The organism is Parafrankia sp. BMG5.11, assembly GCF_004337455.1.
In genome coordinates this window covers 17,237-40,149 of record NZ_SJXI01000047.1, presented here as the reverse complement: position 1 = coordinate 40,149, position 22,913 = coordinate 17,237, and the positions used below count along the sequence as shown (strand labels likewise).

Here is a 22,913-nt window from a genome sequence, read left to right as displayed (position 1 = left end):
ACATCATCGTCCAACTTGGCCGGGATGCTTCCGGGCGGCGGGGTATCACGGCGATCGCGCAAAGCGCCGCGCTGGTTTGATGCACGCCCTGCGACTAGGATCGCCTCAGAAAAGCTCTGCGACGTCACTGCGGAGACGGGCAACAATGTTTCGTCAACAGGGCGTTTGTCTGCCGCGCATGTAGCCTATTGCCAGCACGTCGGAAATTGCATTAGCTTCGCTCCCGAAGAGAGCCGCGCCTAGACGGCCATTCAGAGGAGAGGAACTATGAGGGTCAAAGCAACCCTGCTGGCGGGAATCTGTGCGTCGTGCGTCGCCTTTCCGGCTGCTGCGCAAGACGTGTCACCCGAAAGCCCACCCGATCAGACCGAACGCGCCGGGCCGATCGAGTCCGGCAACGTCATCGTCGTGACCGCGCAGCGCCGCGCGCAAGCCCTCCAGAATGTTCCGATCGCGGTCAGTGCGTTCACTGCCGAGGCCCTCGAGGCGCAGCAGATCGACAACGCGTCCGACCTGCAGTTGACCCTGCCGAACGTCACCTTCTCCAAAGGCAATTTCACCGGATCGAGCTTTACCATCCGCGGTGTCGGCGATCTGTGCGTTGGCAACAGCTGCGACAGCGCCACCGGCATTCACATCAACGGTTCGCCGCTGTTCGGCACCCGCCTGTTCGAAACCGAATATTTCGATCTCGAGCGGGTCGAGGTGCTGCGCGGGCCGCAGGGCACTTTGTTCGGGCGTAATGCGACTTCGGGCGTGGTCAACTTCGTGACCGCCAAGCCCAACCTGGCAGAGTTTCAGGGCAAGGCCGAAGGCGAATACGGCAACTTCAATTCGATCAAGGCCAAGGGGATGATCAACGTCCCTGTGGGCGAAACGCTCGGCGTGCGCGTCGCGGGCTTCTACCTCAAGCGTGACGGCTACACGAAGAACCTGTTCGACAACTCCGACATCGACGGGCGCGACATGTACGCGGTGCGTGGATCGATCCGGTGGGAACCGGGCCCGAATACCACGGTCGACCTGATGGGCTATTACTTCCGGGAAAGTGACGACCGGCTCCGCATTCAGAAGCAGCTGTGCCAGCGCGATCCCACCGGGGTTCTGGGATGCCTCAACAATCGGCGCGACGCGGCCAAGGTCAACGGCAACTCCACCTTCCCGGCCGTTCTGGGTTCGCGCGAGGTGTTCGCGCTCAATGGGATCAGTCCGTTGCTCGGACTGGGGGTGGGCAGTCTCTATGGCCCCGATGGCAACGCCACCGCGGTCGAGCCGAGAGACGTGCGCACGGTCAACACCGATTTTACTCCGGAATATTTCACCGACGAAATCCAGGCACAGGCCCACATCGAGCAGTCGTTCGGCGACATCAATTTGGGGCTGACCGGCATCTACCAGAAGGTCCGCATCGAATCCCGGCAGGACTACAACCTCGACGTGTCCGGGCGAACGACGATCCAGCCCGGGCTGAACTCTCTCGCATTCCTGGCCGCGAACGGCATTCCGGGCCTGCCGGGCACCGCTGCCTATTTCGCGCCCATCGCTGCGGCCCTGATCCCCAATGGACCGGGCGGGCAGCTCTGCACGTCGAACACCAACGCCAATGGCCTCGGAGCGTTCGGCGGCGACAGCGTTTGCGGCGACGGTCCGCTTGCATTCGACAGGTCGAACGGACGCAGCCAATCGTGGTCGGCGGAAGCGATCATCAGTTCGGACTTCGACGGACCGTTCAATTTCCTGCTGGGCGCGATCTACGCGCAGAACGAGATCACGAACGGCGATTATTACGTCAACGCATTCGCGATCGACTATTTCGCGTCCCTGTTCGGCACTTTCACTGCACTGAGCAACGGCCTGCCGCCATCGTACCTGGGCTCGCCGTACTTCCGCAACCACCTGGAGCGCTTCAAGCTCAAGTCATACGGCATCTTCGGTGAAGGATACATCGACATCTCGGACCGGCTCAAGCTCACCGCCGGTATCCGCTACAACAACGACAAGAAGCACGACGAATCGAACTCGACGCTCGCGTCGTTCCTGGTGCCGTACAGTACCACGACCGACATCTTCGATTCGCCATTCGCCGGCAGCTTCGATGCCGACACCGGGGCCACGGGACTGCCGGGCGCGCAGCAACTGCGCATTCGGGACGTCAGCTTCGACGAGTTCACCGGGCGGGCGGTGCTCGACTTCCAGGTCACGCCCGATAATCTGATCTATGCGTCGTATTCGCGCGGCTACAAGTCGGGGGGCATCAATCCGGCCTTGCAGTTCTCGATCCCGGGGGTGACGGAATCGTTCGATCCGGAAATCGTCAACGCGTTCGAAGTGGGGTCGAAGAATACGTTCGCCAACGGCGCGATGCAGCTGAACCTCACCGGGTTTTACTACAAGTACAAGGGCTTGCAGCTCAGCCGCATTCTTGCCCGCACGTCGATCAACGACAACATCAATGCCGATATCTACGGTGCGGAGGCGGAAGCCGTCATTCGGCCGGGGCCTGACACCCTCGTCAACCTGGGTTTCAGCTACCTGAAGACCAAGGTCACCGACGATACCCTGTTCATCAATCAGCGCGACCCGTCGGGCGGGCTGCCGAACTCGGTGATCATCAAGGACATCGGACAGGCGTTCAACTGCGCCGTGGTGGCCAACGTCGGCGGACAGGCGTTCGCCGACGGCTTCGTCACAAGCGTGAACAACGGCATTAACGCCTCGCGCGGACTGACTGCCGCCAACGGCCTGCGGGGTCCCACTCCGTTCCCGGCCGATGCGAACGTCGGTGCAGGAAGTGGCGCCTTCAGCAGCTGCGCTGCGCTGGAAGCCGCCGCAGCCGGTACAGGCGGTGCGATCACCGTTTACGGCGGCGGCGTGCCGGTCAGCATCAAGGGCAACAGTCTGCCCCAGGCGCCCAACTTCAAGGCGTCGATGGGCATCCAGCACACCATCCGGATGAACAGTGGGATGACCCTGGTTCCTCGGGCGGACGTGACCTACACCGGGGAAAGCTTCGGCAACATCTTCAACGGCCGGGTCAACAAGGTGCGAAGCTACGTCCAGGCGAACGCCCAGGTGCAGCTCAATGGAGTGGACGATCGCTGGTATGTGCGCGGTTTCGTGCAGAATATCTTCGACAGCAACGCGACCACGGGCCTGTACCTGACCGACCAGTCATCGGGCCTCTACACCAACATCTTCACGCTTGAACCTCGCCGCTATGGCATCGCGGCCGGGTTCAACTTCTAACACGACTTGCGTTCTCGGGGGGAGGAAGGGCCGGGCGGGAACGTCCGGCCCTTTTCCTATCCGCCGCTGCGACCGAACGGCGAAAAGTCGGTCGCGGTGTCGAACACCTCGGCACCTTCGCGGCGCTTCAGCGCGCCGACCACCACATAGGTCACCGGGGTCAGCGCCGCCTCCCACGCGGTCTTGATGGCCCACTGTGACAGGACCACCTGCATCAGTTGCTCGGGCGGCCACCCGGTCAGGCCATAAAACGCCAGCGGATAGAAGATCAGGCTGTCGAGGCCCTGGCCAACCACGGTGGACCCGATCGTGCGCATCCACAGGTGCTTGCCCCCGGTCATCACCTTCATGCGGGCGAGGACAAAGCTGTTGGCGAATTCCCCCACCCAGAACGCGATCATCGACGCCGCGACGATCCGCCAGGAGTTGCCGAACACGAATTCGTACGCCGGCTGCCCGGGCCAGCCTGCGGCAGGCGGCAGTGCCACGACGACCGCGGCCATGAACGCCATGAACGCCAGTGCGGCAAACCCGGTCCAGATCACCCGCCTGGCCCGGGCATAGCCGTACACCTCGGTCAGGACGTCCCCGATGATGTAGCTGATCGGGAAGAACAGCACCCCGGCGCCGAACGACCACTCCGTTCCGCCCGGCAGGGTCACGTAACTGGGCTTGGAAGCGCCGATGATGTTCGACAGCAGCAGGATGGCAACGAACGCCGCCATGATCAGATCGTAGTAGCGAAAGTGACGCGGCGCTGCGGCGTCGCCCTCGATGCGGGTAATGGGTTGGTCCATGCCGCGGATTATCGCGATTTGTCCGCCGCGAAAAGCAGGCTATGCGGCCCCGGCGCGCGCCCGTAGTTCAACTGGATAGAGCACGAGCCTTCTAAGCTTGGAGTTGCAGGTTCGAGTCCTGCCGGGCGCGCCAGCGCAACGAGTGGTTCACATCGCGGCCATTCGCCTCGGTGGGAGCGGTCTTACTTTCGGGTTGGCCTCCTCGCGACCCGCACATATATAACATAGGTTCAACAACTGGGCGCGCTGCGTCCAGGGAGTCGCATTTGAAGTCACCACTTCGGGAGCTGACCCGGGCGGAGCACGCTCGCGTCGACCTCCTGTATTCGCGGTTCAGCCTCGATACGCCCGCCGGCTATGCATCGTTTCTGTTGGCGCAAGGCGCCGCTTACTGCAGCATAGAGGCAGAACTCGACCGCAGCGGCGTCGAACGGTGGATCGACGACTGGCCGGCGCGCAGCCGCCGCGACCTCCTTCTCGCCGACCTGACCGAGCTCGGCGTGCAAGCCCCGGTATCCGACTGGGACCGCCGGCTGGAGCGTCGATCGGAGATGCTAGGCGCCGCTTACGTGCTCGAAGGATCGCGATTGGGAGGCAGGCTGCTGGCCAGGCAGTTGTATCCCGGGGCGCCCCGACGATTCCTGGATGCGGCGGGTCCGCCAGCGGCCTGGCCCCGTCTTTTGAGCCTGCTGAACAGGAACCTTGTGTCTCCGACTGAACTTGAGGCTGCTGCCAGCGCCGCAAAAGACTGCTTTCGCTGTTTCGAGCGTGCGGCCCAGCAGAATGAGGAACCAGAACTTGCCTGATCCGCAAACAGCGGTCGATCTGACGAACTGCGATCGGGAACCGATCCACCTGCTGGGCGGCATCCAGCCGATCGGCTTTCTGCTGGCGTTTGCTCCCGACTGGACGATCACGCGCGCCTCGGCGAACCTTGACGCATTCTTCCCTGCACCGCCCCCGCAGCCGGTGGGAATGCCGCTGGACCAGGTGTTCTCCAGCGAGGCGGTGCACTCGCTGCGCAACCGGGTCGCGATGCTGATCGGCGCGGATTCGCTCGAGCGGATTTTCGGCATCGACCTGTTCGCAAACGGCGCGCGGTTCGACCTGGCGGTGCACGTGTCGAACACCGAAATCGTGGTCGAAGCGGAGCCGACAGCCGATCACGACAGCGATGCGACGAGCATCGTCCGGTCGATGGTCGCCCGGCTGCAAGGCACCGGCACGATGATAGAATACCTTGGCACGAGTGCGCGTCTCATCCGCAGCCTGACCGGGTATGACCGGGTCATGGTGTATCGCTTTTCGCCCGATGGATCAGGCGAAGTGGCGGCCGAGGCGTGCGGCCCAGATATCGGCAGTTTCAAGGGTCTGCACTATCCTGCCAGCGACATCCCCGCGCAGGCGCGGGAGCTTTACAAGCGCAACCTGCTGCGCGTGATCAGCGACGTCGAGGCCGCGCCGGTGCCTATCGTTCCCGCACTGGACAATGACGGCAATCCCCTGGACCTTTCGCTGTCGATCCTGCGATCCGTTTCGCCAATCCACATCGAATACCTGAAGAACATGGGCGTCGCTGCATCGATGTCGATCTCGATCATCGTGGACGGCGAATTGTGGGGCCTGTTCGCCTGCCACCATTATTCCCCGACCTCGCCGTCCTTCAAACGGCGTTCGGTGTGCGAACTTTTCGCGCAGATGTTCTCACTGGGCCTGGAGGTGCGCGAACACCGCGAGGTGGTGCAGTTCGAGAGGCACGCCCGCGACCTGTCGGACCAGCTCCTGGGCGCGGTCGCGTCCGATGAATCGCTGCTCAACGATCCCGACTGGTTGAGCGACATCCTGACGAGCGCGATCCCGGCCGACGGCGTGGGCGTCTGGATGAACGGAACCGCCGCGATGTCGGGGCAGACCCCCAGTCCCGAAGAATTTCGCCAGATCATCGGCCACCTGACCGCCACCGCGAACAGCGACGTGGTGGCAACCGATCACCTCGCGTCAATCATGCCGGGTGCCGAGCATTTCGCGCACAAGGCCGCCGGCATGCTCGCGATCCCGCTGTCACGCACCATGCGCAACTACGTGCTGCTGTTTCGCGAAGAGCTGGTCCGATCGGTCAGCTGGGGCGGCGACCCGCACAAGCCGGTCGAATACGGGCCCAACGGACCGCGACTGACGCCGCGAGAGAGCTTCGCCGAATGGAAGGAGACGGTGCAGGGCCACTCCAAACCGTTCACGTCGTCCGAACTGCGGGTTGCGGAAACCTTGCGCACCACCTTGATCGAGGTGGTGCTGCGAATGGCCGACGAGGCAACGGTCCAGCGCAAGCAAGCCAACGAGCGGCAGGAGCTGTTGATTGCCGAGCTCAATCACCGGGTCCGGAACATCCTCGGTGTGATCCGCGGTCTGGTCCGGCAATCCAAGCAGCATGACGGCGATGTCTCCGCGTTCGTGGAAACGGTCGACGGTCGCATCCACGCGCTCGCACGGGCGCACAACCAGATCACTGACGATCATTGGGGCCCTGCTCCGATCCAGGCCCTGATCGACGCCGAGGCGGCCGCCTTCCTGTCCGATCGGCCCGATCGGATCACCACCAGTGGCGGGTACGTGCTGCTGAACCCGCAAGCGTATTCCACGATGGCCTTGGTGATCCACGAACTGGTGACCAATTCGTCGAAGTACGGGAGCCTCTCGACCGATGGGATCGTCGACATCTCGTGGCGCCGCAGCCCGGACGGCGACCTGTTGGTCGACTGGGTCGAACAGAACGGTCCGCGGGTCAAACAGCCCAGCCGACAGGGCTTTGGCACGACGATCATCAATCGATCGGTCCCGTATGATCTGGGCGGGCGCGCATCCATCGATTATCCGGCGGAGGGGGTGCGGGCGCATTTCTGCATTCCGTCCCGGCACGTCAGCGAATCCTCTGCGGATCACATGCCGGTCATCAAGTACCCGCGTCCGGCGATCGGCCATCCCGTGCCGCCACCACTCCACATCCTGGCGGGCCATTCGGTGATCCTTGTCGAGGACAGCCTGATCATCGCCTACGATGCAGAGGACATCCTTGACCGGCTCGGAGCTGAGGCCGTGCTCACCGCCGCCAATGCGGCCAATGCACTGGAGTTACTCGACCGTACGGCGCCCACGATCGGCATGCTGGACATCAATCTTGGCGAGGGGACGAGCCTGCCGGTGGCGGACGCACTGGCCGATCGCGGCATCCCGTTCTTTTTCGCCACCGGGTACGGGGACCAGGCGCAGCTTCCCGATCGGCATGCCCATCGGCCCATCCTGCAGAAACCGTACACCCTGGAGAACGTCGCGAAAGCATTCGACGCCTTGCTGGCCATGCAGGTAGCGGGGACTGACGCGACCTCTTGATGCGTCGCGGTAAGGGCGTGACGCGAGCCCGCTGATGCCGGCGTTCGCTTGGGGTACATGTAAAACCCTGTATCGGATGCCTGAGCAATGGGAGATCGATACAATGCTGCGCGTGATGGGGTCACTGGCTGCAGCCGTGATGCTGACAGCAGCGCCGGCATCTGCGCAGATCGAGCGGATCGATGTGCCGCCGAGCCGCCAGTCCGGGCTGGACATGACCCTGATCGACGCAGACGCGATGCCGCCCGAACCGGAACTCGCGCGGCGCCAGCGGGACGACGAGGTCGAAGGGTGGAGCGATGCCCCGCTCGACCCGCTTGCCCCAGTTCATCCGCTGTACGCCGATCTGCAAAAGCAGCTGGACCAGTACCGGAGCAAGTGGAGCCAACTGCCGCAGGTCCGCGTCGGCACAGGTCCAGCCATGTCGGTCGGCTCGACGGACCCCCGGGTCTCTGCCTTGCGGGAGCGGCTGGGCCTGTCCCGCGCGGGGCGGTTCGACGCGGCGCTTTCAAGCCGCATTTCCGAATACCAGAAGGCACATGGCCTGGTGGCTGACGGCAAGGTCAGCGCGCAGACCATCGAGTCCCTCAACAAGGGCGCCGTTTATTATGAAGCCCTGATCCAGTTGAACATGGAGCGCGCCCGGCGGCTCCCGACTGCCGCCAGCAGCGGACGATACGTGCTGGTCGATGCCGGATCGGCGCGCTTGTGGATGTATGAGAACGGCCGTCCGGTGGACAGCATGAAAGTCGTGGTCGGCTCTCCCGAGACGGAGACGCCGATGATGGCAGCCCCGCTGCGGTTCTCCAGCGTCAATCCATACTGGAACGTGCCGCTGGAACTCGCGCAAAGGTTGATCGCTCCGAACGTGCTGAAAGGCGGGCTCACGTATCTGTCCGACCGGGGTTACGAGGTGCTCGATGGCTGGTCCGATGATGCGCCGGTTGGCGATCCGCGATCGGTGGATTGGGAGGGGGTGGCGCGCGGCGACGTCAAGATCCGGGTTCGGCAGCTTCCGGGCGGGGCAAACTCCATGGGTGAGATCAAGTTCATGATGCCGAACCAGTTCGGCATCTATCTGCACGACACCCCGAACAAGGCCCTGTTCAATGAAGAGGAGCGGTGGGTGAGCAACGGCTGCGTGCGGGTGGAAGATGCGCGCCGCCTGGCCCGTTGGCTGCACGGCGAAATGCCGCAGGGCGCATCGCCCAGGCGGGAGGAGCAGGTCGAGCTCGATCAGCCGGTCCCGGTTTACATCACGTACTTGACCGTCGGAGCGGACTCAGGAGGGCCGGTCTTCCGGAAGGACCGGTACGAACGCGATGCTGCCGTGCTCCGGCGCATGAACGTCGGGACGGGTAGGATGCTCGATCGCGATGCCGAATTCCGCGAGGCGATGACGCTGGGTTAGTCCAGCCGGCCCGATCTCCGCGCGTTCATCAGCCGCGCGCGACCGACGTCAGCGGCTCTCCCGTGATCGGATAACCGGCGTCGTCGTCGATCATCAGCCAGTTCTCGCCATCACGCTCCGCGATCCAGGGGGTGATCGTCTTGACGGGGACAGCCTCGGCCTGGGCGCGAGCGTCTTCGAATGAAGCGAACTCTGCCAGCCGTTCCAGATTGCGGCGCGTGGGAAAGATCAGCGCGATCTCGCCATGCTCGGCGGCTGTCAGTGCCTCGGCGGCACCAGTCCAGAAAAGATGCGTGTTCTCCGTCGCGTCGATCTCCAGGTCCACCGCCCCGGTGCCGAGATCGGCCAGGTAAAAGCGGGTGTCGAAAATGCGCGGCAGTCGCTCGTTTTTCGGGTGCCAGCGGGCGAACGGGATGATTGCATCCAGATCGAGCGTCCACCCCATTGCTTCCAGCACCGGCGCGAGCGCACCGCCTTCCAGCAGCAGCTTGCGCGCCGCCGCCGCTTCGCTGGCGGATGGACATTGGGTGATGCCGACGACCAGCCCGGTTTCCTCGAGCGTTTCGCGCACCGCTGCGATCCGGTGTGCGACTTCTTCGGCATCGAATGCGCAGTCGAGCGACGCGGCGAGATCGTAATCGGCGGGATCGACCCGTCCGCCCGGGAATACCGCCATGCCGCCGGCGAAGGTCATGGCCCGGTGGCGCGTGATCATCAGTATTTGCGGTGCGCCACCGTCCGGAGAGCGACGGAATACGATCACGGTCGCGGCGGGGATCGAGGCGGGCTGCTGGTCGCTGTCCATTGCCCGGTTGTGGCGAGCCGCCGGTTTGTTGCCAAGCCCTATCGCGATCCTCGCGGATGTCGGGAAACTTTACATCCGGCCCAAGCGGTTAAGGCAATTAACCTTCGAACCTGCCGGATTTGCGCAGGTTCGCAGGATTGGCACGGCTCGTGCAGAGTAACCGTTACCCCAACGGTCTTCGTGCGGAGGAAGAGCCTTTTGTCTCCCGGCTCTTCCTCCCGGCCACCCAGAACCCAGAACGCAAAAGAAAACCCGTCCGGCCTACCCAGCCGGACGGGTTCTTTCTTTTACCGGAGGTCGCGGTCTAGCCGGCCTGAGCCGTGCCGCGCTCGGCGAGCAGTTGCTGAAGCTCGCCCGCCTCGTACATTTCCATCATGATGTCGCTTCCGCCAAGAAACTCACCGCCGACGTAAAGCTGCGGAATGGTCGGCCATTCGCTGTAGCCCTTGATCCCCTGGCGGATCTCCATGTCCTGCAGGACATCGACGCTTTCGTACTGCGCCCCGCAGTGGTCGAGAATGGCGATCGCGCGGCTGGAGAAGCCGCATTGAGGGAACAGCGGCGTGCCCTTCATGAAAAGGACCACGTCGTTGCTATGAACGATATCGCTGATGCGCTGATTGACGTCGGACATGGCCGAACCCTTTGAACTGGAGAAAACCTGGATTCTCAGTTGGGAGCGGCGGTGGTCAGTTGCAAGGCGTGCAGCTCTCCGCCCATGCGCCCGCCGAGCGCCTCGTACACCAGTTTATGCTGAGCAATCCGCGTCTTACCGGCAAACGCGGATGAGACCACGTGCGCGGCATAGTGATCGCCGTCGCCCGCCAGATCGCGGATTTCGATCTGCGCATCGGGCAGGGCGGCGCGGATCAGCGCCTCGATCTCGGCCGCTGCCATCGCCATGCGATCAGCTCTCGCTCATCAGCTGGCGGCGGGCTTCGACACTCTTCTCATCGAGCGCTGCGCGTACTTCGGCCTCGTCGACCTCGCAGCCCGCGCCCGTCAGATCGCCCAGGACCTTCCGGATCACGTCCTCGTCGCCCGCTTCCTCGAAATCGGCCTGGACCACTGCCTTGGCATAGGCATCGGTTTCCTCGGCGGTGAGACCCATTTTCTCAGCCGCCCAGTGACCGAGCAGACGATTACGACGCGCGTTGACCCGGAAGGTCGTTTCCTCATCCATCACGAACTTGCGTTCTTCGCCGCGCTGACGGTCACTGAAATCGGTCATTGTCGCCTCTCGAGTAGCTTTCCCGCCGGCCATACGGCTGCTGGCCGGCCAAGACTAGCCCATCGTCACCACCAGCTTGCCGACGGCCTCGCGGTTTTCGAGCTTGGCGATCGCTTCGCCGCCCCGCTCGAGCGGGAACGTCTCGGAGATCAGCGGATCGATCTTGCCGGCCTTGAGCAGTTCGAACAGCTCGTCCGCCTGCGCGCGAAACTTTTCCGGCTCGCGCGCGGTGAACGCGCCCCAGAACACGCCGCAGATGTCGCAGCTTTTCAGCAGGGTGAGGTTGAGCGGCATCTTGGCGATCCCGGCGGGGAAGCCCACCACCAGGAACTTGCCCTCCCACGCGATCGAGCGCAGCGCCGGTTCGGAATACTGGCCGCCGACAATGTCGTACACGATATTGGCGCCATCGGGCCCGCACGCGGCCTTGAAACGGTTCGCGAGATCCTTGGAAGCATCCTTGTCCATCTGATCCCTGGGATAGACGACCACGTCGTCGGCGCCTGCGCGGCGGGCGACTTCGCCTTTCTCCTCGCTGGAGACCGCGGCGATGACTTTTGCGCCGAACGCCTTGCCCAGTTCGACCGCAGAGAGACCGACACCGCCGGCCGCGCCCAGAACCAGCATCACGTCGCCCGGCTTGATGTGAGCCCGGTCCTTCAGGCCGTGGATGGTCGTGCCGTACGTCATCATCAGCGACGCGGCTTTTTCCAGCGGCACGCCTTCGGGCACCGGGAACAGCCGCTTGGCGTCGACCGCGATCTTTTCCGTCAGCCCGCCATGACCGATGCCACCGAACACGCGGTCACCGGCCTTGAACTGGGTCACGCCTTCGCCGACCGATTCCACCACGCCAGCGATCTCGCCGCCCGGGGCGAACGGGCGTTCGGGCTTGAACTGGTACATGTCGCGGATGATCAGACCGTCCGGGAAGTTGATCGCGCATGCCTTGACGGCGACCATCACCTGGCCAGGTCCAGCCACGGGATCGTCGATCTCGTCGAGCGTCAGGCTGTCAGGTCCGCCAACGGCGTGCGTGCGAAGGGCTTTCAAGCGGCTTTCTCCGTAGTCTTGGTAAGGCTGGGGGCGAGCCACGGCATGTCATGCGCGCGCCTCTGTTCGTAAGTGGCGATGGCTTCGTTCCGCGCCAACGTGAGGCCGATCTCGTCGAGGCCGTCCATAAGACAAGCCTTGCGGAAAGGGTCGATCTCAAACCCGAAGCGGTCCTGAAAAGGAGTGCTGACGACCTGATGTTCCAGGTCGATCGCCACCGGATCGGTGCGCGCGACCTCCAGCAGGCGGTCGACTTCGGCCTGCGGCAGGACGACCGCGAGGATCCCGTTCTTGAACGCGTTGCCGGCAAAAATGTCCGAAAAACTGGGCGCGATCACCGCGCGCACGCCCATGTCGCGCAGGGCCCAGGCGGCATGTTCCCGGCTGGATCCGCAGCCGAAGTTGTCGCCGGCGATCAGGATCGGCGCGCCGGCGAAGTCCGGATCGTCGAATACGTTGCCGGGTTGCGCGCGCACCGTTTCAAACGCGCCGCGTCCAAGCCCTTCGCGGGTGACCGTCTTGAGCCAGTGCGCGGGAATGATGACGTCGGTGTCGACGTTCTTGGCGCCGAACGGGATCGCCCGGCCTGCCACTTCGCGCAATGGGTCCATCAATCGGTTTCCGGGGGTTCACCCGAAGGGGGCGCAGGCCGGTCGGACGCTTTCCGCTCCTTGCGCTTGTTGGCGTACAGCAGCGCGGCTGCGATGGCGGCAGACCCGATGGCCGCGCCCGCTGCGATGGCTTTTCCGGAAAGTTTATCGCTCATGGTTCAACCATGCGGCCCGCTCAGGATGCACGCAAGGGGTCAGACCAGGAAATCGGCTAGTCGTGCCCAAAGCCGCTCTTTCTCGGCGAGTGGCAGGGAAGCGTAGGCGGGCGAGGACGAGGGCAAGTCGATCAAGGCAAGGCCGCTGCCGGCCAGCTGGGGACGGCCGATGGCGGCGCTCTTGCGCCCGTTGAACGCTACAGCGCGCAGGTCGGGGAGAGTGGCAACGGGTTCTGCTACCGGGGCGTGCTCGGCATCGCGAATGGCGGCATCGAGGCTGCCGACCCGGGTGGCCGAGGCGACCGTGTCCCACAGCGCGATCCGCGCGCGCTGGAGAGCGGAGATCCGGTCGGCATAGTCGAGCCCGACAAGGTCCGTCCCGATCACCCTTCCAATCAAATGCCAGAACAGGTTGCGCGGGTGCGCGTAGTATCGCTGCTCCGCGAGCGACGCTTCCCCGGGCAGGCTGCCGAGGATGAGCACCCGTGCATCGGGCGTCGTTATCGGCGGGAATGCGGCCTTGCGGTTCGTCAGCCGACCAACTCGCGTACGTCCGTTAGCCTGCCGGTCACGGCGGCCGCCGCGGCCATCGCCGGAGATACAAGATGCGTGCGGGCGCCGGGTCCTTGCCGGCCGACGAAGTTGCGGTTGCTGGTGGAGGCGCACCGTTCGCCCGGCGGCACTTTATCGGGGTTCATCGCCAGGCACGCCGAACAGCCAGGTTCGCGCCATTCGAAGCCTGCGTCGGTGAACACCCGGTCGAGACCCTCGGCTTCGGCCTGCGCCTTGACCAGCCCGGACCCGGGCACCACGATCGCCCATTTCACGCCTAACGCCTTGCGCCGCCCGCGCAGCACGGCGGCGGCGGCGCGCAAGTCCTCGATCCGGCTGTTCGTGCAACTGCCGATGAAGACGTTCTCGATCGTCACTTCCGCCAGCGTCTGTCCCGGCTCGAGCCCCATGTAGGCGAGGCTGTTACGCACGGCTTCCTGCTTGGCGGGGTCGGCAAAGCTTTCGGGCAACGGAACCGAGCCCCCGATCGGCGCGACATCTTCCGGGCTGGTCCCCCAGGTCACCGTCGGCTCGACCTCGGCGGCGTCGATGACCACCACCTTGTCGAATGCGGCGCCGTCATCGGTTCGCAACGATCGCCACCAGGACACGGCGCGCGTCCACTCTTCGCCGTACGGGGCGAGAGGCCGTCCGCGCAGGTAATCGAACACGACATCGTCCGGTGCGATCAGTCCAGCGCGAGCACCGGCCTCGATGCTCATGTTGCAGACGGTCAACCGGCCTTCGACACTCATGGTTTCGAACACCTCCCCGCGGTACTCGATCACGTGGCCGGTCCCGCCGGCGGTGCCGACGCGGCCGATGATGTGCAGGATCAGATCCTTGGCGCTCACCCCAGCGCCCAGCGCCCCAGTGACGCGCACTTCCATGGTCTTCGACTTGCGCAGCAGGAGGGTTTGCGTGGCGAGCACATGCTCGACCTCGCTGGTGCCGATCCCGAAAGCCAGCGCGCCGACCCCGCCATGCGAAGCGGTGTGGCTGTCGCCGCAGACGATGGTGGTGCCGGGCAGCGAGAACCCCTGTTCGGGGCCTACGACATGGACGATACCTTGCGCTGGCGCGGTCGCGTCGATGTAGGCGACCCCGAATTCGGCGGTGTTTCGCTCCAGCGCCGCCAGCTGCGCGGCGCTTTCTGCGTCGGCGATCGGCAACCGGTTGCCTGACGCATCCCGCCGCGCGGTCGTGGGAAGGTTGTGGTCTGGCACCGCGAGCGTCAGCTCCGGCCGTCGTACGGGGCGGGCCGCCGCGCGCAGGCCTTCGAATGCCTGGGGGCTGGTGACCTCGTGCACCAGATGGCGATCGACGTAGAGCAGGGCGGTCCCGTCGTCGCGCGTTTCGACGACGTGCGCGTCCCAAATCTTCTCGTACAGAGTTCGCGGTCGACTGGCCATGCGCCGGGCTTGGCCCGCTGCCCCCCGGCGGCGCAAGATGGGAAAACTTGGCGCTGCTGCGCGCCAGCGTTTAGCGGCACGCTGCCGCGGCGCCTGAGGATCGTCCGCCGGCGCATCACGTCGCCTGCCGGCTCACACGACAAGGCCGCAACGCGCGCGATGCGAGATAGTCATGGAATAGCAACCGTGCCGCGCTTAACTTACAGCTATGTCAGCAATCCCTTTCCACTTCCCGATTCGAATCCTGCCCGCGGACATCGATTTCATGGGCCACGTGAACAACGCCCGCTATCTGGGATGGGTGCAGGATGCGGTCCTGGCGCACTGGAACAAGCTGGCGCCGGCCGAAGCGGTGACTGAGCGGTTGTGGGTCGCGCTGAAGCACGAGATCACCTATCGCCGGCCGGCGTTTCTCGAAGATGATGTCGTCGCGCGCACCGTTCTTGAGAAAATCCACGGCGCCCGGGCATTCTATCACACGATCATCCAGCGGGGCGAAGTCGTGCTGGCCGAGGTGCGCTCAAGCTGGTGCTGTGTCGATGCCGGCACATTGCGTCCGGCGCGGATCGGCGACGAGATTTCGCGGCTGTTCTTCCCCGCGACCAATGCGGACACCGGCCCGGCGACCTGACGCGCCACGAGGCGCCCCGCCTTCCGGTGGGACGCCTCATGAAGTTCACGCGTTATCTTACCAGCGGCGACCGTCGTTATCGCGGCGCTCGTATGCCAGACGCTGACGGAGCTGCTGGATGCGGCTCTGCAGAATCTGCGCTTCGCGATTGGTCAGGCCGTTGCGGCTGTAATCGCGATACTGCATGCGCAGGTTCTGGACCGCGCGCCGCAAGCTGGCGGCCTCACGCTCCGAAATGCGATCCCGGCCGTCGATGCGCTGGATGCGCTGCGCCAGCTGGTCGATCTGGGTGCGGATCGCGTGCGTTTGACCGCGCTGGTCGTAGCGGCCATCGCGCTGATCATAACGACCGTCGCGCTGGTCATACCGATTGTCATACCGATCGCGCTGCTGCTGGTAGCTCTGGGCCTGCGCCGGGATTGCCGTTGCAAGCGATGCGCTGCCGGCGAGTGCGGCGAGGAAAATCTTGGTGCTCGTCCTCATGGCTAGTATCCTTCTGTATGCCGATCAATTCGGCGACGCATTCATATTTGCGCCTGTGAATATGAACGGCACGAGAATGCGAACTCGGCCTTGCGGCAAGAAATCGTCGCGCTCTCGCTTGTCAGCGACTACATGAAAGGCATGTCGCTGTTGCTGCCCTTCCTTATCACCCTCGCCGCTGTCGTGGGCATGGAGGTCGTCGCGTGGGCGAGCCACAAATACATCATGCATGGCGTCGGCTGGGGCTGGCACCGCGATCATCACGAACCGCACGACAACTTTCTCGAAAAGAACGACCGCTTCGCGCTGGTCGGCGCGGCGCTTAGCATCGCGATGTTCGCACTCGGCAGCCCGATGATCATGGGGGAGGCTGCATGGTGGCCCGGAACCTGGATCGGCGTCGGCGTGCTGATCTACGGCGTGATATACACGCTGGTGCATGACGGCCTGGTGCATCAGCGCTGGTTCCGCTGGGTGCCCAAAAGCGGGTATGCCAAGCGGCTGGTGCAGGCGCACAAGCTCCACCACGCGACCATCGGCAAGGAGGGCGGGGTGAGCTTCGGTTTCATCGTCGCGCGCCATCCCACCCGGCTGAAGGCCGAACTGAAGCGCCAACGCGAGGCCGGCGTGGCGATTGTCCGCGAGAGTGCCGGCGCTTGAATCCGGCGCCGCTGGCCGACGGCCGACCTGCAGCGCCGATGTCCCGTACGTCGATGATCATTGCCGGCTTTTCGACGGTGGTCGAATGGTACGATTTCACGCTCTACCTGTACCTGGTCACAGTGCTGTCGCGGGTGTTCTTCCCGGACGCGGAACTATCGGTCCTGACCACGCTGGCGGGCTTCGCGGTCGCCTATCTGATGCGTCCGGTCGGGGCGGCGGTGTTCGGTCACATCGGCGATCGCTATGGCCGGCGGCAGACGATGCTCGCCTCGATGGCGTTGATGACAGGGTCGATGCTGGCGACGGCCCTGCTGCCCACCCACGCGCAGATCGGCGCGACTGCCGGCGTGCTGCTGCTCGCGATCCGCTGCGTGATGGGGTTTTCGGTGGGCGGCGAATACACCGGGGTGGTCGCCTACCTGCTTGAAGGCGCACGTCCCGAGCGGCGCGGGCTGATCACATCGCTGGCCGCGGCGTCGAGCGAAATCGGCGCATTGCTGGCGGCGGGCATCTCCGCCCTGACGGTGAGTCTGCTGCCTGATGACGCGCTGACGAGCTGGGGTTGGCGCGTCCCGTTCCTGTTCGGCGCCCTGCTCGCCGGCAGCGTGCTGATTGCCCGGGCGCGCATGGAGGAATCGCCGGAGTTCGAGCAGCAGGTCGCGCGCGGATCGGTGCCGCAGCGACCCTTGGCCTATGCACTGCGCCGCCACCGGCCAGGCATGGTGCGCGGTTTCGCCGTCTCGGCGCTTGGCTCGATCACGTATTATGTCGGGATTACTTACGTGCCGGTGTTTCTGGTGTCGGTCGGCGCGATGGATGAAAGCGCAGGACTGTGGCTCGCGACGGTGGCGGCGCTGGCGGTGATCGTGGTGACGCCGCTGGTGGGCGCACTGTCTGACCGGATCGGGCGCAAGCCGGTGCTGATCGGGCTCACGCTGGCGAGCGCGGCGCTGCCAGTGACGCTGTTCAGCATGCTGGCGGGTGCGTCCGCCTCCGCCGCGTTGACCGGGGCCGTTGCGCTCGCGCTGATCGCCGGCGGGGTGAGCGCGGTCGCTGCGTCGGCTACGGCGGAGCAGTTTCCCAGCGAAGGCCGGCTGAGCGGCCTCGCTTTCGGCGTCACCAGTGCAACCGCGCTGTTCGGCGGGGTTGCGCCCTATGTATCGCAGCTGCTGCTCGAGCGGACCGGATGGGCACCGCTGCCGGGCGCATTGATCGCGCTGGTGGCGGTGTTCGTTTTGCCGGTGTTGTGGCGCATGCCCGAGACCGCCCCGCGCCTGCTGCGGAGGAGCTAGCCCGCCGCCAGCCGGGCAGCGTGCGCCTGCACCAGCGCAATCATGTTCGGCACACCCTGGGTGCGGTTGGAGCTGAGCTGGTTCTTGAGATCGAAGGGCGCCAGCGCGGCCGCGATGTCCATGCCCGCGACCTCTGCCGCCCCCTTGTCCTGCACCGCGGCGATCACGAGCGCGACGATACCCTTCGTGATCGCGGCGTTGCTGTCCGCAAGGAAATGCAACCGGTCCGGTTCGCCCGTGGGGTATACCCACACGCTTGCCGAACACCCGCGGACCAGTGTCGCGTCGGTCTTGAGCGGGTCGGGCATCGGCTCCAGATCGCGGCCAAGATCGATCAGCAGGCGGTAACGGTCGTCGGCGTCGAGGAAGTCATATTCCTCGGCAATGTCATCAAGCGCGCGCATGAGCGGCGCCCTAGCCCCGATTGTCCTCGGGTCCTAGCCCGACAGCCCCCCCGGGCGGGTGAAGGCGTAGTAGATGACGTAGAACCAGCCGAAGAACCCCTGGATCACGGCCCAGACGATCGACTTGTGCAAGCTCCAGCTGATCGCGACTGCAATCGCGCTGCCAAGCCCAATGCCAACCTGCGCGGCGTCTCCTGCCCGGACACTCACAGGTCGACCCCGCTGGCAATCGCTTCCAGCTTGCGGATGCGCTCCTTGAGGTCGCTCAATTCGATCCGCGCCGCGCCCAGCGCGTTGCCGCTGTCCGGTTCGCGCGTCCTGGTGGGTGCCTGTTCCAATTCATGCTCCTTCAGCGTCAGCCAGCCTTGCCACCCGCGCAGCATCGCGAACGCGACGATGGCGATGGCGACCAACGAGGTGGCGGCTACGACGATATGCTCGCTCATGTCCTGGTTCCTCCTTGCTTTTGCTGCACCACAATCAGCGGTCGCGCAGCGCCTCGATCTCATCGGCGACGCGGCGGGTTTCCTGGGCGTTCGACGTGTGCGCCTCGGTCGTGATGCGTTCCAGCACCTTGAGCCGCTCGCGCAGATCCTCGACCTCGCTGCGCAGGGCGAGTTTCTCGCCGTCGTCTTTCGGCGGGCTCGCGAGCGTCCGGCCGCTGGGGCTGTTGTATTTCGCGATCCGCATCGATGCGAACGCGATGATCGCTACGATCGCGACGAGGGCCGTCCAGAAGCTCACTGTACTTTCTCCGATGAACCACGCAGGCGTTCGATCTCGTGCGTCAGGCGAAAGCCGCCGTCGGTGACGATCCGTTCGACCGTTTCCAGCCGCTCGCGCATCGCGCCGACTTCCGCCTTCAGCTGCGCGTTCTCCTGCGTGAGCAATTGAACCCGGGCGACGGCTTCCTTGTCGGTGTTGGGCTTGAGCGACTGGCCCCACATGCCTTCCAGCGGGTAGCCGTTCTTGATCTTGAGCCGGGTCGTATGGACCGAGGCGAGGATGCCGCCGATGCCAAGCAGGAACCCGCCGCCGATCAGGTATCCGAGATAAGGGGCTAGCTCACTGATCGGCATCAGACACGCTCCCGGCTGCGCAGGTGATCGATCGCGACCCCGTCGCCTTCTTCCACCCGCCGCTGGTCGCGCAGCGCCTCGATCTGGGTGGCGACATCGTAGCCGCGGTCGGTGACGATCCGCTCGAGCACCCGGACGCGCTCTTCCAGCTCTTTCACGTGACTGGTGTACTGCGCGGCCTTTTCCGCGCTCAGTTCGGCGGTGGAACGGACGTTCATCTCGGCCAGCTTCTGCTGATGCTTGGTCCAGATCGCTACGATCGGGATCATCAGCGCCACGATCGGGATGAGTAGGGCAATCGTGCCTTCCATGGTGGTTCCCCTGTTGTGTGACGGCTCAGCGCAGCCGTTCGATTTCGGCGGACAGGCGCGGATTGCTGGTGACGTAGTAGGTCTCGACCTCGGCCAGCCGGCGATCGATGTCCTTCATCTTGCCCCGGATCTCGCGGGCGGTGCGCTTGGGGCTCTGCCGGACGCGCTGCCAGTACTTGCTCTCGTCCTGGTCGACGTAGAGGTGCGGCGGCTTCTTGTTCAGCAGCATGCCGGCGATGAAATAAGCGGGCAGCAGGATCGGCGCGACCGTCAGCAGCAGGATGATGAACCCCAGCCGCACCCACAGGGTGTTGACCCCGGTGTAGTCGGCGATCCCCGAGCAGACGCCCAGCAGCTTGGCGTTCTGCTTGTCGCGGTAAAGCGTGGTGCGCGGCGTGTTCATGGGCGGATTCCCTTCTTCCCGGCGAGCAGGCGGTCGAGTTCGCGCAAGGGGGCGTCATCCACCTCCTGGTCGTGCATCAGGCGCGCCGGCTTGAAGTCCTCGTGGTCGCTGGCGACCAGGCGCTCGACGGTGTCCATTCGCGCGTCGAGCCGCTTCGCCAAGCTGTAGAGTTCTTCCAGCAGCGCTTCGTCGTCGGTGGTGATCGTCGCGGCGGTCTTCCACTTGGTGATGTAGTGCATGATGATCCAGGGCAGGCCCAGAAGCACCGCAATGATGGGAACAGCTTCCTCCACCGATCAACCCTCCTTCGTGTCGTCTTGGTCGCTCAGGCCGAGCGCGCGTTTCATTTCCGCCAGCTCGTCGTCGATCTGGTCCTTGCCGGCGAGCGCGGCGATCTCGTCCGACAGGCTCGGCTTGCCCGACCCGTCTGCGATGCTCAGGGCGTCGGCGCGGCCCTCGGCGTAATCGACCCGTCGTTCGAGCTGGTCGAAGCGGGTCAGCGCCTCGTCCACCCGCTCGTTGGTCATCAGGCTGCGCAGCTTGACGCGGTTTTCAGCGCTCTCCAGGCGAGCGGCGATGGCGGTCTGGCGGCTGCGGGCTTCGCGCAGGCGGACCTGCAGCTTCTCGATGTCCTGCTCGTAAGCGCGCAAGGCATCGTCGAGCACGGCGATCTCCTGCTTGAGCTGGTCGGCCATGTCGCCGGCCTTCTTCTTTTCGACCAGCGCCGCGCGGGCGAGGTCCTCGCGGTCCTTGGAAAGGGCGAGCTGCGCCTTGTCCGACCAGTCGGCCTGGAGCCGTTCCAGCTTGACCGTGTGCCGGTGCATTTCCTTTTGATCGGCAATCGTGCGGGCCGCGCTGGCGCGCACCTCGACCAGGGTCTCCTCCATTTCGAGGATGATCATGCGGATCATCTTCGTCGGGTCGTCGGCCTTGTCGAGCATGTCGGTGAAGTTGGCCGCGATGATGTCACGGGTGCGGCTGAAAATGCCCATGAAGGCGACTCCGTAATTGGCATCTCGGGGGGCTGAGGCCTGCGTCGGCGTGGGGCTGCGGCGCAGGCGTTCGACTTCGCGCTCGATGCGGCTGGCAGGACGGGCCGGAGCGTCATCGGCGCGGGGGGACTGGGGTCCGCGCGATGAAGGGGTCGAGCGCTCCGGCCCTAGCGGGTCGAACGGATCGTCGGAGACGGGCTTGTTCACGCCAGCTCCACGGTCTGGAACACCGGCACCGCGGCATAGGCGGGGGTCGCCTGAAGCTGGCTGCTCAGCGCCACGAACAGGGCCATGGCAGCGACGCTGGCAGCGGCGGCTTGGCCGAGGCGGCTCTGCAGGAAACGGCGGTCGAACATCGATTGGTGCTCCGGTTGATAGATGTTCACATATTAGCAAGGCGCGTGCCAAACCCGATTTACGGATAGGAGGCATACTCCGGGATGTTCCCGCGTGGTTTTGTTTGCCGACAATTGGCGAAATCCGCTATGCGTTGGGCATGGAGAGGGAAAGCCAGTTCATCGGCCAATCGGGCGCGTTTCTCGACGCGGTGGAGCGGGCGAGCCATGCCGCCACCATGAACCGCCCGGTGCTCGTCGTCGGGGAGCGCGGAACCGGCAAGGAACTGATCGCCGAACGTCTCCATCGCCTGTCGAGCCGGTGGGACGAACCGCTGGTCACGATGAATTGCGCCGCTTTGCCCGAGACTCTCATCGAGGCCGAACTGTTCGGTCACGAGGCGGGCGCCTTCACCGGCGCGACCCGATCGCGCGCCGGGCGGTTCGAGGAAGCGGACCGGGGCACGCTGTTCCTCGATGAGTTGGCGACGTTGAGCATGCAGGCGCAGGAGCGGTTGCTGCGGGCGGTGGAATATGGGGAGGTAACCCGGATCGGGTCTAACCGGCCGCAGCGGGTCGATGTCCGGATCGTCGCGGCGACGAACGAGGATCTGCCGCAGCTGGCGGACGAGGGGCGGTTCCGGGCGGACCTGCTCGACCGGCTCAGCTTCGAGGTGATCACCCTGCCGCCACTGCGGGTGCGCGAAGGCGATGTCGCTGTTCTGGCGGAGTTTTTCGGCCGCCGCATGGCCAGCGAGCTGCGCTGGGAGGGGTGGCCGGGGTTTGCCGAGCACGTGCGCGAACAGCTGCAGCGGCACCTGTGGCCGGGCAACGTGCGCGAATTGAGGAACGTCATCGAACGGGCGGTCTACCGCTGGGGCGACGCGGACAACCCGATCGGGCACGTGGTGTTCGACCCGTTCGAAAGCCCCTGGAAACCGACCGCGCAAGTCACCGCACAAAAGGTTCAACCTGCGTCCCAGCAGCCCGCAACCGCGCCGGATTACGATCAGATCGCCGATCTGCGCGCCGCGGTCGAATCGCATGAACGAGCGATCGTCGAACATGCCTTGGGTAAGCATCGCTGGAACCAGCGGCAGACCGCCAAGGCGCTGGGTTTGTCCTACGACCAGTTGCGCCATTGCATCCGAAAGCACGGACTCGCCGAACGCGGCGGCGAGGAAGCGGCAGCCTAGTCCGGTCGGACCACCCTGACGATCGTCAACGTGCGTGGGTGGCCCCCGCGGTCGGGCCAAGCGATCGACTGGCCGGCGCGCAAGCCCAGCAGTCCGGCGCCCACCGGCGTAAGGATCGACACCCGACCTTGCGCGATGTCAGCATCCCGCGGGTATACGAGTTCAACTGTACGCTGCTCCCTGGTCTCCTCGACCATGAATTCGATCGTCGCGCCCATCGTCACCACGTCAGGAGGGATTTCGTGAGGGCGGCGCAATTCGGCGCGGTCCAGTTCTTCGAGGAGCAGGCGGCTGACCAGGGGATGGCGGTCGGCAACCGCGACGGCGAGGTCGGCGAGCGCATCGGCTTCGCCTTCGGCAACGAGGATGGGAGGGCGCGTAGGCGCGTGCTTGGTGGCCATGGAACGGTTCTTTCGACGGGTGAGGTGATGCCGCGCGGGCATGACGCGAGCGGTGCCGGGGCC

30 protein-coding genes and 1 tRNA gene are annotated in these 22,913 nt (G+C 64.9%); 9 read left to right on the top strand and 22 right to left on the bottom strand.

Going from position 1 to position 22,913, the window contains the following annotated elements; all coding sequences use genetic code 11:
- The first annotated feature begins 267 nt into the window (after window positions 1-267).
- Window positions 268-3,246: a TonB-dependent receptor gene (locus tag E0504_RS29635; RefSeq protein WP_131626225.1), complete on the top strand. Its 2,979-nt coding sequence runs from the start codon at window positions 268-270 to the stop codon at window positions 3,244-3,246.
- Window positions 3,247-3,302: 56 nt separating this feature from the next.
- Here E0504_RS29635 and E0504_RS29630 read toward each other — a convergent pair whose 3' ends face one another.
- Window positions 3,303-4,043, bottom strand: coding sequence for a queuosine precursor transporter (locus E0504_RS29630; RefSeq protein WP_131626224.1), 741 nt, complete (start codon window positions 4,041-4,043; stop codon window positions 3,303-3,305).
- Between the two features lie 56 nt (window positions 4,044-4,099).
- Here E0504_RS29630 and E0504_RS29625 point away from each other — a divergent pair.
- The 4 genes from E0504_RS29625 (at window position 4,100) to E0504_RS29610 (ending at window position 8,841) form a co-directional block, all read left to right on the top strand.
- A tRNA-Arg gene (locus tag E0504_RS29625) sits at window positions 4,100-4,176 on the top strand.
- Window positions 4,177-4,309: 133 nt separating this feature from the next.
- A complete protein-coding gene (locus tag E0504_RS29620; protein WP_131626223.1) occupies window positions 4,310-4,849 on the top strand; it encodes a biliverdin-producing heme oxygenase in 540 nt (179 codons plus the stop codon).
- Entirely contained in the window at window positions 4,842-7,430 is a 2,589-nt protein-coding gene (locus tag E0504_RS29615) for an HWE histidine kinase domain-containing protein (RefSeq protein WP_207974607.1), read from the top strand. Before E0504_RS29620 ends, E0504_RS29615 begins: the two co-directional genes overlap by 8 nt.
- A gap of 34 nt (window positions 7,431-7,464) precedes the next feature.
- Window positions 7,465-8,841 (top strand): L,D-transpeptidase family protein, encoded by a 1,377-nt coding sequence (locus E0504_RS29610; RefSeq protein WP_131626221.1) that lies wholly within the window; start codon window positions 7,465-7,467, stop codon window positions 8,839-8,841.
- A 28-nt stretch (window positions 8,842-8,869) separates the two neighbouring features.
- Here the strand turns inward: E0504_RS29610 and E0504_RS29605 are convergent, their stop codons facing one another.
- The 9 genes from E0504_RS29605 to leuC form a co-directional block, all read right to left on the bottom strand.
- Window positions 8,870-9,646: an NUDIX domain-containing protein gene (locus E0504_RS29605; RefSeq protein ID WP_131626220.1), complete on the bottom strand. Its 777-nt coding sequence runs from the start codon at window positions 9,644-9,646 to the stop codon at window positions 8,870-8,872.
- Window positions 9,647-9,950: 304 nt separating this feature from the next.
- Window positions 9,951-10,280 carry a Grx4 family monothiol glutaredoxin gene (gene grxD, locus E0504_RS29600; protein WP_131626219.1) on the bottom strand — a complete coding sequence of 110 codons (330 nt, stop codon included), beginning with the start codon at window positions 10,278-10,280 and terminating at the stop codon, window positions 9,951-9,953.
- 35 nt (window positions 10,281-10,315) lie between these two features.
- Window positions 10,316-10,549: a BolA/IbaG family iron-sulfur metabolism protein gene (locus E0504_RS29595; protein WP_131626218.1), complete on the bottom strand. Its 234-nt coding sequence runs from the start codon at window positions 10,547-10,549 to the stop codon at window positions 10,316-10,318.
- A 4-nt stretch (window positions 10,550-10,553) separates the two neighbouring features.
- Complete coding sequence (locus E0504_RS29590; RefSeq protein ID WP_131626217.1) at window positions 10,554-10,877, bottom strand: DUF1476 domain-containing protein; 324 nt, start codon at window positions 10,875-10,877, stop codon at window positions 10,554-10,556.
- A 54-nt stretch (window positions 10,878-10,931) separates the two neighbouring features.
- Window positions 10,932-11,930: an NADPH:quinone oxidoreductase family protein gene (locus E0504_RS29585; protein WP_131626216.1), complete on the bottom strand. Its 999-nt coding sequence runs from the start codon at window positions 11,928-11,930 to the stop codon at window positions 10,932-10,934.
- Window positions 11,927-12,541 (bottom strand): 3-isopropylmalate dehydratase small subunit, encoded by a 615-nt coding sequence (leuD, locus tag E0504_RS29580; RefSeq protein ID WP_131626215.1) that lies wholly within the window; start codon window positions 12,539-12,541, stop codon window positions 11,927-11,929. Before leuD ends, E0504_RS29585 begins: the two co-directional genes overlap by 4 nt.
- Entirely contained in the window at window positions 12,541-12,696 is a 156-nt protein-coding gene (locus E0504_RS29575; protein WP_131626214.1) for an isopropylmalate isomerase, read from the bottom strand. The genes leuD and E0504_RS29575 overlap by 1 nt, the downstream gene beginning before the upstream one ends.
- Before the next feature lie 39 nt (window positions 12,697-12,735).
- The gene (locus E0504_RS29570; RefSeq protein WP_131626230.1) at window positions 12,736-13,230 is read right to left on the bottom strand and encodes a DNA-deoxyinosine glycosylase; all 495 of its coding nucleotides are present in this window, start codon (window positions 13,228-13,230) and stop codon (window positions 12,736-12,738) included.
- Window positions 13,227-14,660: a 3-isopropylmalate dehydratase large subunit gene (gene leuC, locus E0504_RS29565; RefSeq protein WP_131626213.1), complete on the bottom strand. Its 1,434-nt coding sequence runs from the start codon at window positions 14,658-14,660 to the stop codon at window positions 13,227-13,229. Before leuC ends, E0504_RS29570 begins: the two co-directional genes overlap by 4 nt.
- 208 nt (window positions 14,661-14,868) lie before the next feature.
- Here leuC and E0504_RS29560 point away from each other — a divergent pair, with 208 nt between their 5' ends.
- Window positions 14,869-15,291: a thioesterase family protein gene (locus tag E0504_RS29560; protein WP_131626212.1), complete on the top strand. Its 423-nt coding sequence runs from the start codon at window positions 14,869-14,871 to the stop codon at window positions 15,289-15,291.
- Between the two features lie 57 nt (window positions 15,292-15,348).
- Here the strand turns inward: E0504_RS29560 and E0504_RS29555 are convergent, their stop codons facing one another.
- On the bottom strand, window positions 15,349-15,774 hold the full coding sequence (locus tag E0504_RS29555; RefSeq protein ID WP_131626211.1) for a hypothetical protein: 426 nt from the start codon (window positions 15,772-15,774) through the stop codon (window positions 15,349-15,351).
- Window positions 15,775-15,915: 141 nt separating this feature from the next.
- Here E0504_RS29555 and E0504_RS29550 point away from each other — a divergent pair, with 141 nt between their 5' ends.
- Together E0504_RS29550 and E0504_RS29545 are read left to right on the top strand one after the other, a co-directional pair.
- The gene (locus tag E0504_RS29550; protein ID WP_131626229.1) at window positions 15,916-16,434 is read left to right on the top strand and encodes a sterol desaturase family protein; all 519 of its coding nucleotides are present in this window, start codon (window positions 15,916-15,918) and stop codon (window positions 16,432-16,434) included.
- Between the two features lie 53 nt (window positions 16,435-16,487).
- Window positions 16,488-17,729 carry an MFS transporter gene (locus tag E0504_RS29545; protein WP_131626210.1) on the top strand — a complete coding sequence of 414 codons (1,242 nt, stop codon included), beginning with the start codon at window positions 16,488-16,490 and terminating at the stop codon, window positions 17,727-17,729.
- On the opposite strand, the gene E0504_RS29540 is transcribed toward E0504_RS29545, so the two are convergent.
- The 10 genes from E0504_RS29540 to E0504_RS50565 all read right to left on the bottom strand — a co-directional run bounded on the left by E0504_RS29540 (window position 17,726) and on the right by E0504_RS50565 (window position 21,274).
- Window positions 17,726-18,133 carry a SufE family protein gene (locus tag E0504_RS29540; protein ID WP_131626209.1) on the bottom strand — a complete coding sequence of 136 codons (408 nt, stop codon included), beginning with the start codon at window positions 18,131-18,133 and terminating at the stop codon, window positions 17,726-17,728. The two genes, E0504_RS29545 and E0504_RS29540, sit on opposite strands and share 4 nt — an antisense overlap.
- Window positions 18,134-18,166: 33 nt before the next feature.
- The gene (locus tag E0504_RS50570; protein ID WP_165938647.1) at window positions 18,167-18,343 is read right to left on the bottom strand and encodes a hypothetical protein; all 177 of its coding nucleotides are present in this window, start codon (window positions 18,341-18,343) and stop codon (window positions 18,167-18,169) included.
- Window positions 18,340-18,579 (bottom strand): hypothetical protein, encoded by a 240-nt coding sequence (locus tag E0504_RS29535; protein WP_131626208.1) that lies wholly within the window; start codon window positions 18,577-18,579, stop codon window positions 18,340-18,342. The genes E0504_RS50570 and E0504_RS29535 overlap by 4 nt, the downstream gene beginning before the upstream one ends.
- Window positions 18,580-18,613: 34 nt before the next feature.
- Window positions 18,614-18,877 carry a hypothetical protein gene (locus tag E0504_RS29530; RefSeq protein WP_131626207.1) on the bottom strand — a complete coding sequence of 88 codons (264 nt, stop codon included), beginning with the start codon at window positions 18,875-18,877 and terminating at the stop codon, window positions 18,614-18,616.
- A complete protein-coding gene (locus E0504_RS29525) occupies window positions 18,874-19,212 on the bottom strand; it encodes a hypothetical protein (protein WP_131626206.1) in 339 nt (112 codons plus the stop codon). Before E0504_RS29525 ends, E0504_RS29530 begins: the two co-directional genes overlap by 4 nt.
- Window positions 19,212-19,523, bottom strand: a complete 312-nt coding sequence (locus tag E0504_RS29520; protein ID WP_131626205.1) for a hypothetical protein — start codon at window positions 19,521-19,523, stop codon at window positions 19,212-19,214. Before E0504_RS29520 ends, E0504_RS29525 begins: the two co-directional genes overlap by 1 nt.
- Before the next feature lie 25 nt (window positions 19,524-19,548).
- A complete protein-coding gene (pspC, locus tag E0504_RS29515; RefSeq protein WP_131626204.1) occupies window positions 19,549-19,926 on the bottom strand; it encodes an envelope stress response membrane protein PspC in 378 nt (125 codons plus the stop codon).
- Window positions 19,923-20,219 carry an envelope stress response membrane protein PspB gene (pspB, locus tag E0504_RS29510; protein ID WP_131626203.1) on the bottom strand — a complete coding sequence of 99 codons (297 nt, stop codon included), beginning with the start codon at window positions 20,217-20,219 and terminating at the stop codon, window positions 19,923-19,925. Before pspB ends, pspC begins: the two co-directional genes overlap by 4 nt.
- A 3-nt stretch (window positions 20,220-20,222) precedes the next feature.
- On the bottom strand, window positions 20,223-20,984 hold the full coding sequence (gene pspA, locus E0504_RS29505) for a phage shock protein PspA (protein ID WP_373693953.1): 762 nt from the start codon (window positions 20,982-20,984) through the stop codon (window positions 20,223-20,225).
- A 137-nt stretch (window positions 20,985-21,121) separates the two neighbouring features.
- Window positions 21,122-21,274, bottom strand: a complete 153-nt coding sequence (locus tag E0504_RS50565) for a hypothetical protein (RefSeq protein ID WP_165938646.1) — start codon at window positions 21,272-21,274, stop codon at window positions 21,122-21,124.
- A gap of 140 nt (window positions 21,275-21,414) precedes the next feature.
- On the opposite strand from E0504_RS50565, the gene pspF reads away from it, so the two are divergent.
- Window positions 21,415-22,449 carry a phage shock protein operon transcriptional activator gene (gene pspF / locus E0504_RS29500; RefSeq protein ID WP_131626227.1) on the top strand — a complete coding sequence of 345 codons (1,035 nt, stop codon included), beginning with the start codon at window positions 21,415-21,417 and terminating at the stop codon, window positions 22,447-22,449.
- Here the strand turns inward: pspF and rnk are convergent.
- A complete protein-coding gene (rnk, locus tag E0504_RS29495) occupies window positions 22,446-22,850 on the bottom strand; it encodes a nucleoside diphosphate kinase regulator (RefSeq protein WP_131626202.1) in 405 nt (134 codons plus the stop codon). The two genes, pspF and rnk, sit on opposite strands and share 4 nt — an antisense overlap.
- Window positions 22,851-22,913: the final 63 nt, after the last annotated feature.

Bases quoted from the DNA above. Each gene is read 5' to 3' on its own strand.
- E0504_RS29560 (WP_131626212.1), top strand. From the start codon at position 14,869: ATGTCAGCAATCCCTTTCCACTTCCCGATTCGAATCCTGCCCGCGGAC.
- leuD (WP_131626215.1), bottom strand. From the start codon at position 12,541: ATGGACCCATTGCGCGAAGTGGCAGGCCGGGCGATCCCGTTCGGCGCC.
- E0504_RS29635 (WP_131626225.1), top strand. From the start codon at position 268: ATGAGGGTCAAAGCAACCCTGCTGGCGGGAATCTGTGCGTCGTGCGTC.
- pspC (WP_131626204.1), bottom strand. From the start codon at position 19,926: ATGAACACGCCGCGCACCACGCTTTACCGCGACAAGCAGAACGCCAAG.
- E0504_RS29605 (WP_131626220.1), bottom strand. From the start codon at position 9,646: ATGGACAGCGACCAGCAGCCCGCCTCGATCCCCGCCGCGACCGTGATC.
- rnk (WP_131626202.1), bottom strand. From the start codon at position 22,850: ATGGCCACCAAGCACGCGCCTACGCGCCCTCCCATCCTCGTTGCCGAA.
- E0504_RS50565 (WP_165938646.1), bottom strand. From the start codon at position 21,274: ATGTTCGACCGCCGTTTCCTGCAGAGCCGCCTCGGCCAAGCCGCCGCT.
- E0504_RS29520 (WP_131626205.1), bottom strand. From the start codon at position 19,523: ATGGAAGGCACGATTGCCCTACTCATCCCGATCGTGGCGCTGATGATC.
- E0504_RS29590 (WP_131626217.1), bottom strand. From the start codon at position 10,877: ATGACCGATTTCAGTGACCGTCAGCGCGGCGAAGAACGCAAGTTCGTG.
- E0504_RS29555 (WP_131626211.1), bottom strand. From the start codon at position 15,774: ATGAGGACGAGCACCAAGATTTTCCTCGCCGCACTCGCCGGCAGCGCA.
- pspF (WP_131626227.1), top strand. From the start codon at position 21,415: ATGGAGAGGGAAAGCCAGTTCATCGGCCAATCGGGCGCGTTTCTCGAC.
- leuC (WP_131626213.1), bottom strand. From the start codon at position 14,660: ATGGCCAGTCGACCGCGAACTCTGTACGAGAAGATTTGGGACGCGCAC.
- E0504_RS29540 (WP_131626209.1), bottom strand. From the start codon at position 18,133: ATGCGCGCGCTTGATGACATTGCCGAGGAATATGACTTCCTCGACGCC.
- E0504_RS29545 (WP_131626210.1), top strand. From the start codon at position 16,488: ATGATCATTGCCGGCTTTTCGACGGTGGTCGAATGGTACGATTTCACG.
- E0504_RS29535 (WP_131626208.1), bottom strand. From the start codon at position 18,579: ATGAGCGAGCATATCGTCGTAGCCGCCACCTCGTTGGTCGCCATCGCC.
- E0504_RS29630 (WP_131626224.1), bottom strand. From the start codon at position 4,043: ATGGACCAACCCATTACCCGCATCGAGGGCGACGCCGCAGCGCCGCGT.
- E0504_RS29575 (WP_131626214.1), bottom strand. From the start codon at position 12,696: ATGAGCGATAAACTTTCCGGAAAAGCCATCGCAGCGGGCGCGGCCATC.
- grxD (WP_131626219.1), bottom strand. From the start codon at position 10,280: ATGTCCGACGTCAATCAGCGCATCAGCGATATCGTTCATAGCAACGAC.
- E0504_RS29595 (WP_131626218.1), bottom strand. From the start codon at position 10,549: ATGGCGATGGCAGCGGCCGAGATCGAGGCGCTGATCCGCGCCGCCCTG.
- E0504_RS29525 (WP_131626206.1), bottom strand. From the start codon at position 19,212: ATGCCGATCAGTGAGCTAGCCCCTTATCTCGGATACCTGATCGGCGGC.
- E0504_RS29610 (WP_131626221.1), top strand. From the start codon at position 7,465: ATGCCGGCGTTCGCTTGGGGTACATGTAAAACCCTGTATCGGATGCCT.
- E0504_RS29550 (WP_131626229.1), top strand. From the start codon at position 15,916: ATGTCGCTGTTGCTGCCCTTCCTTATCACCCTCGCCGCTGTCGTGGGC.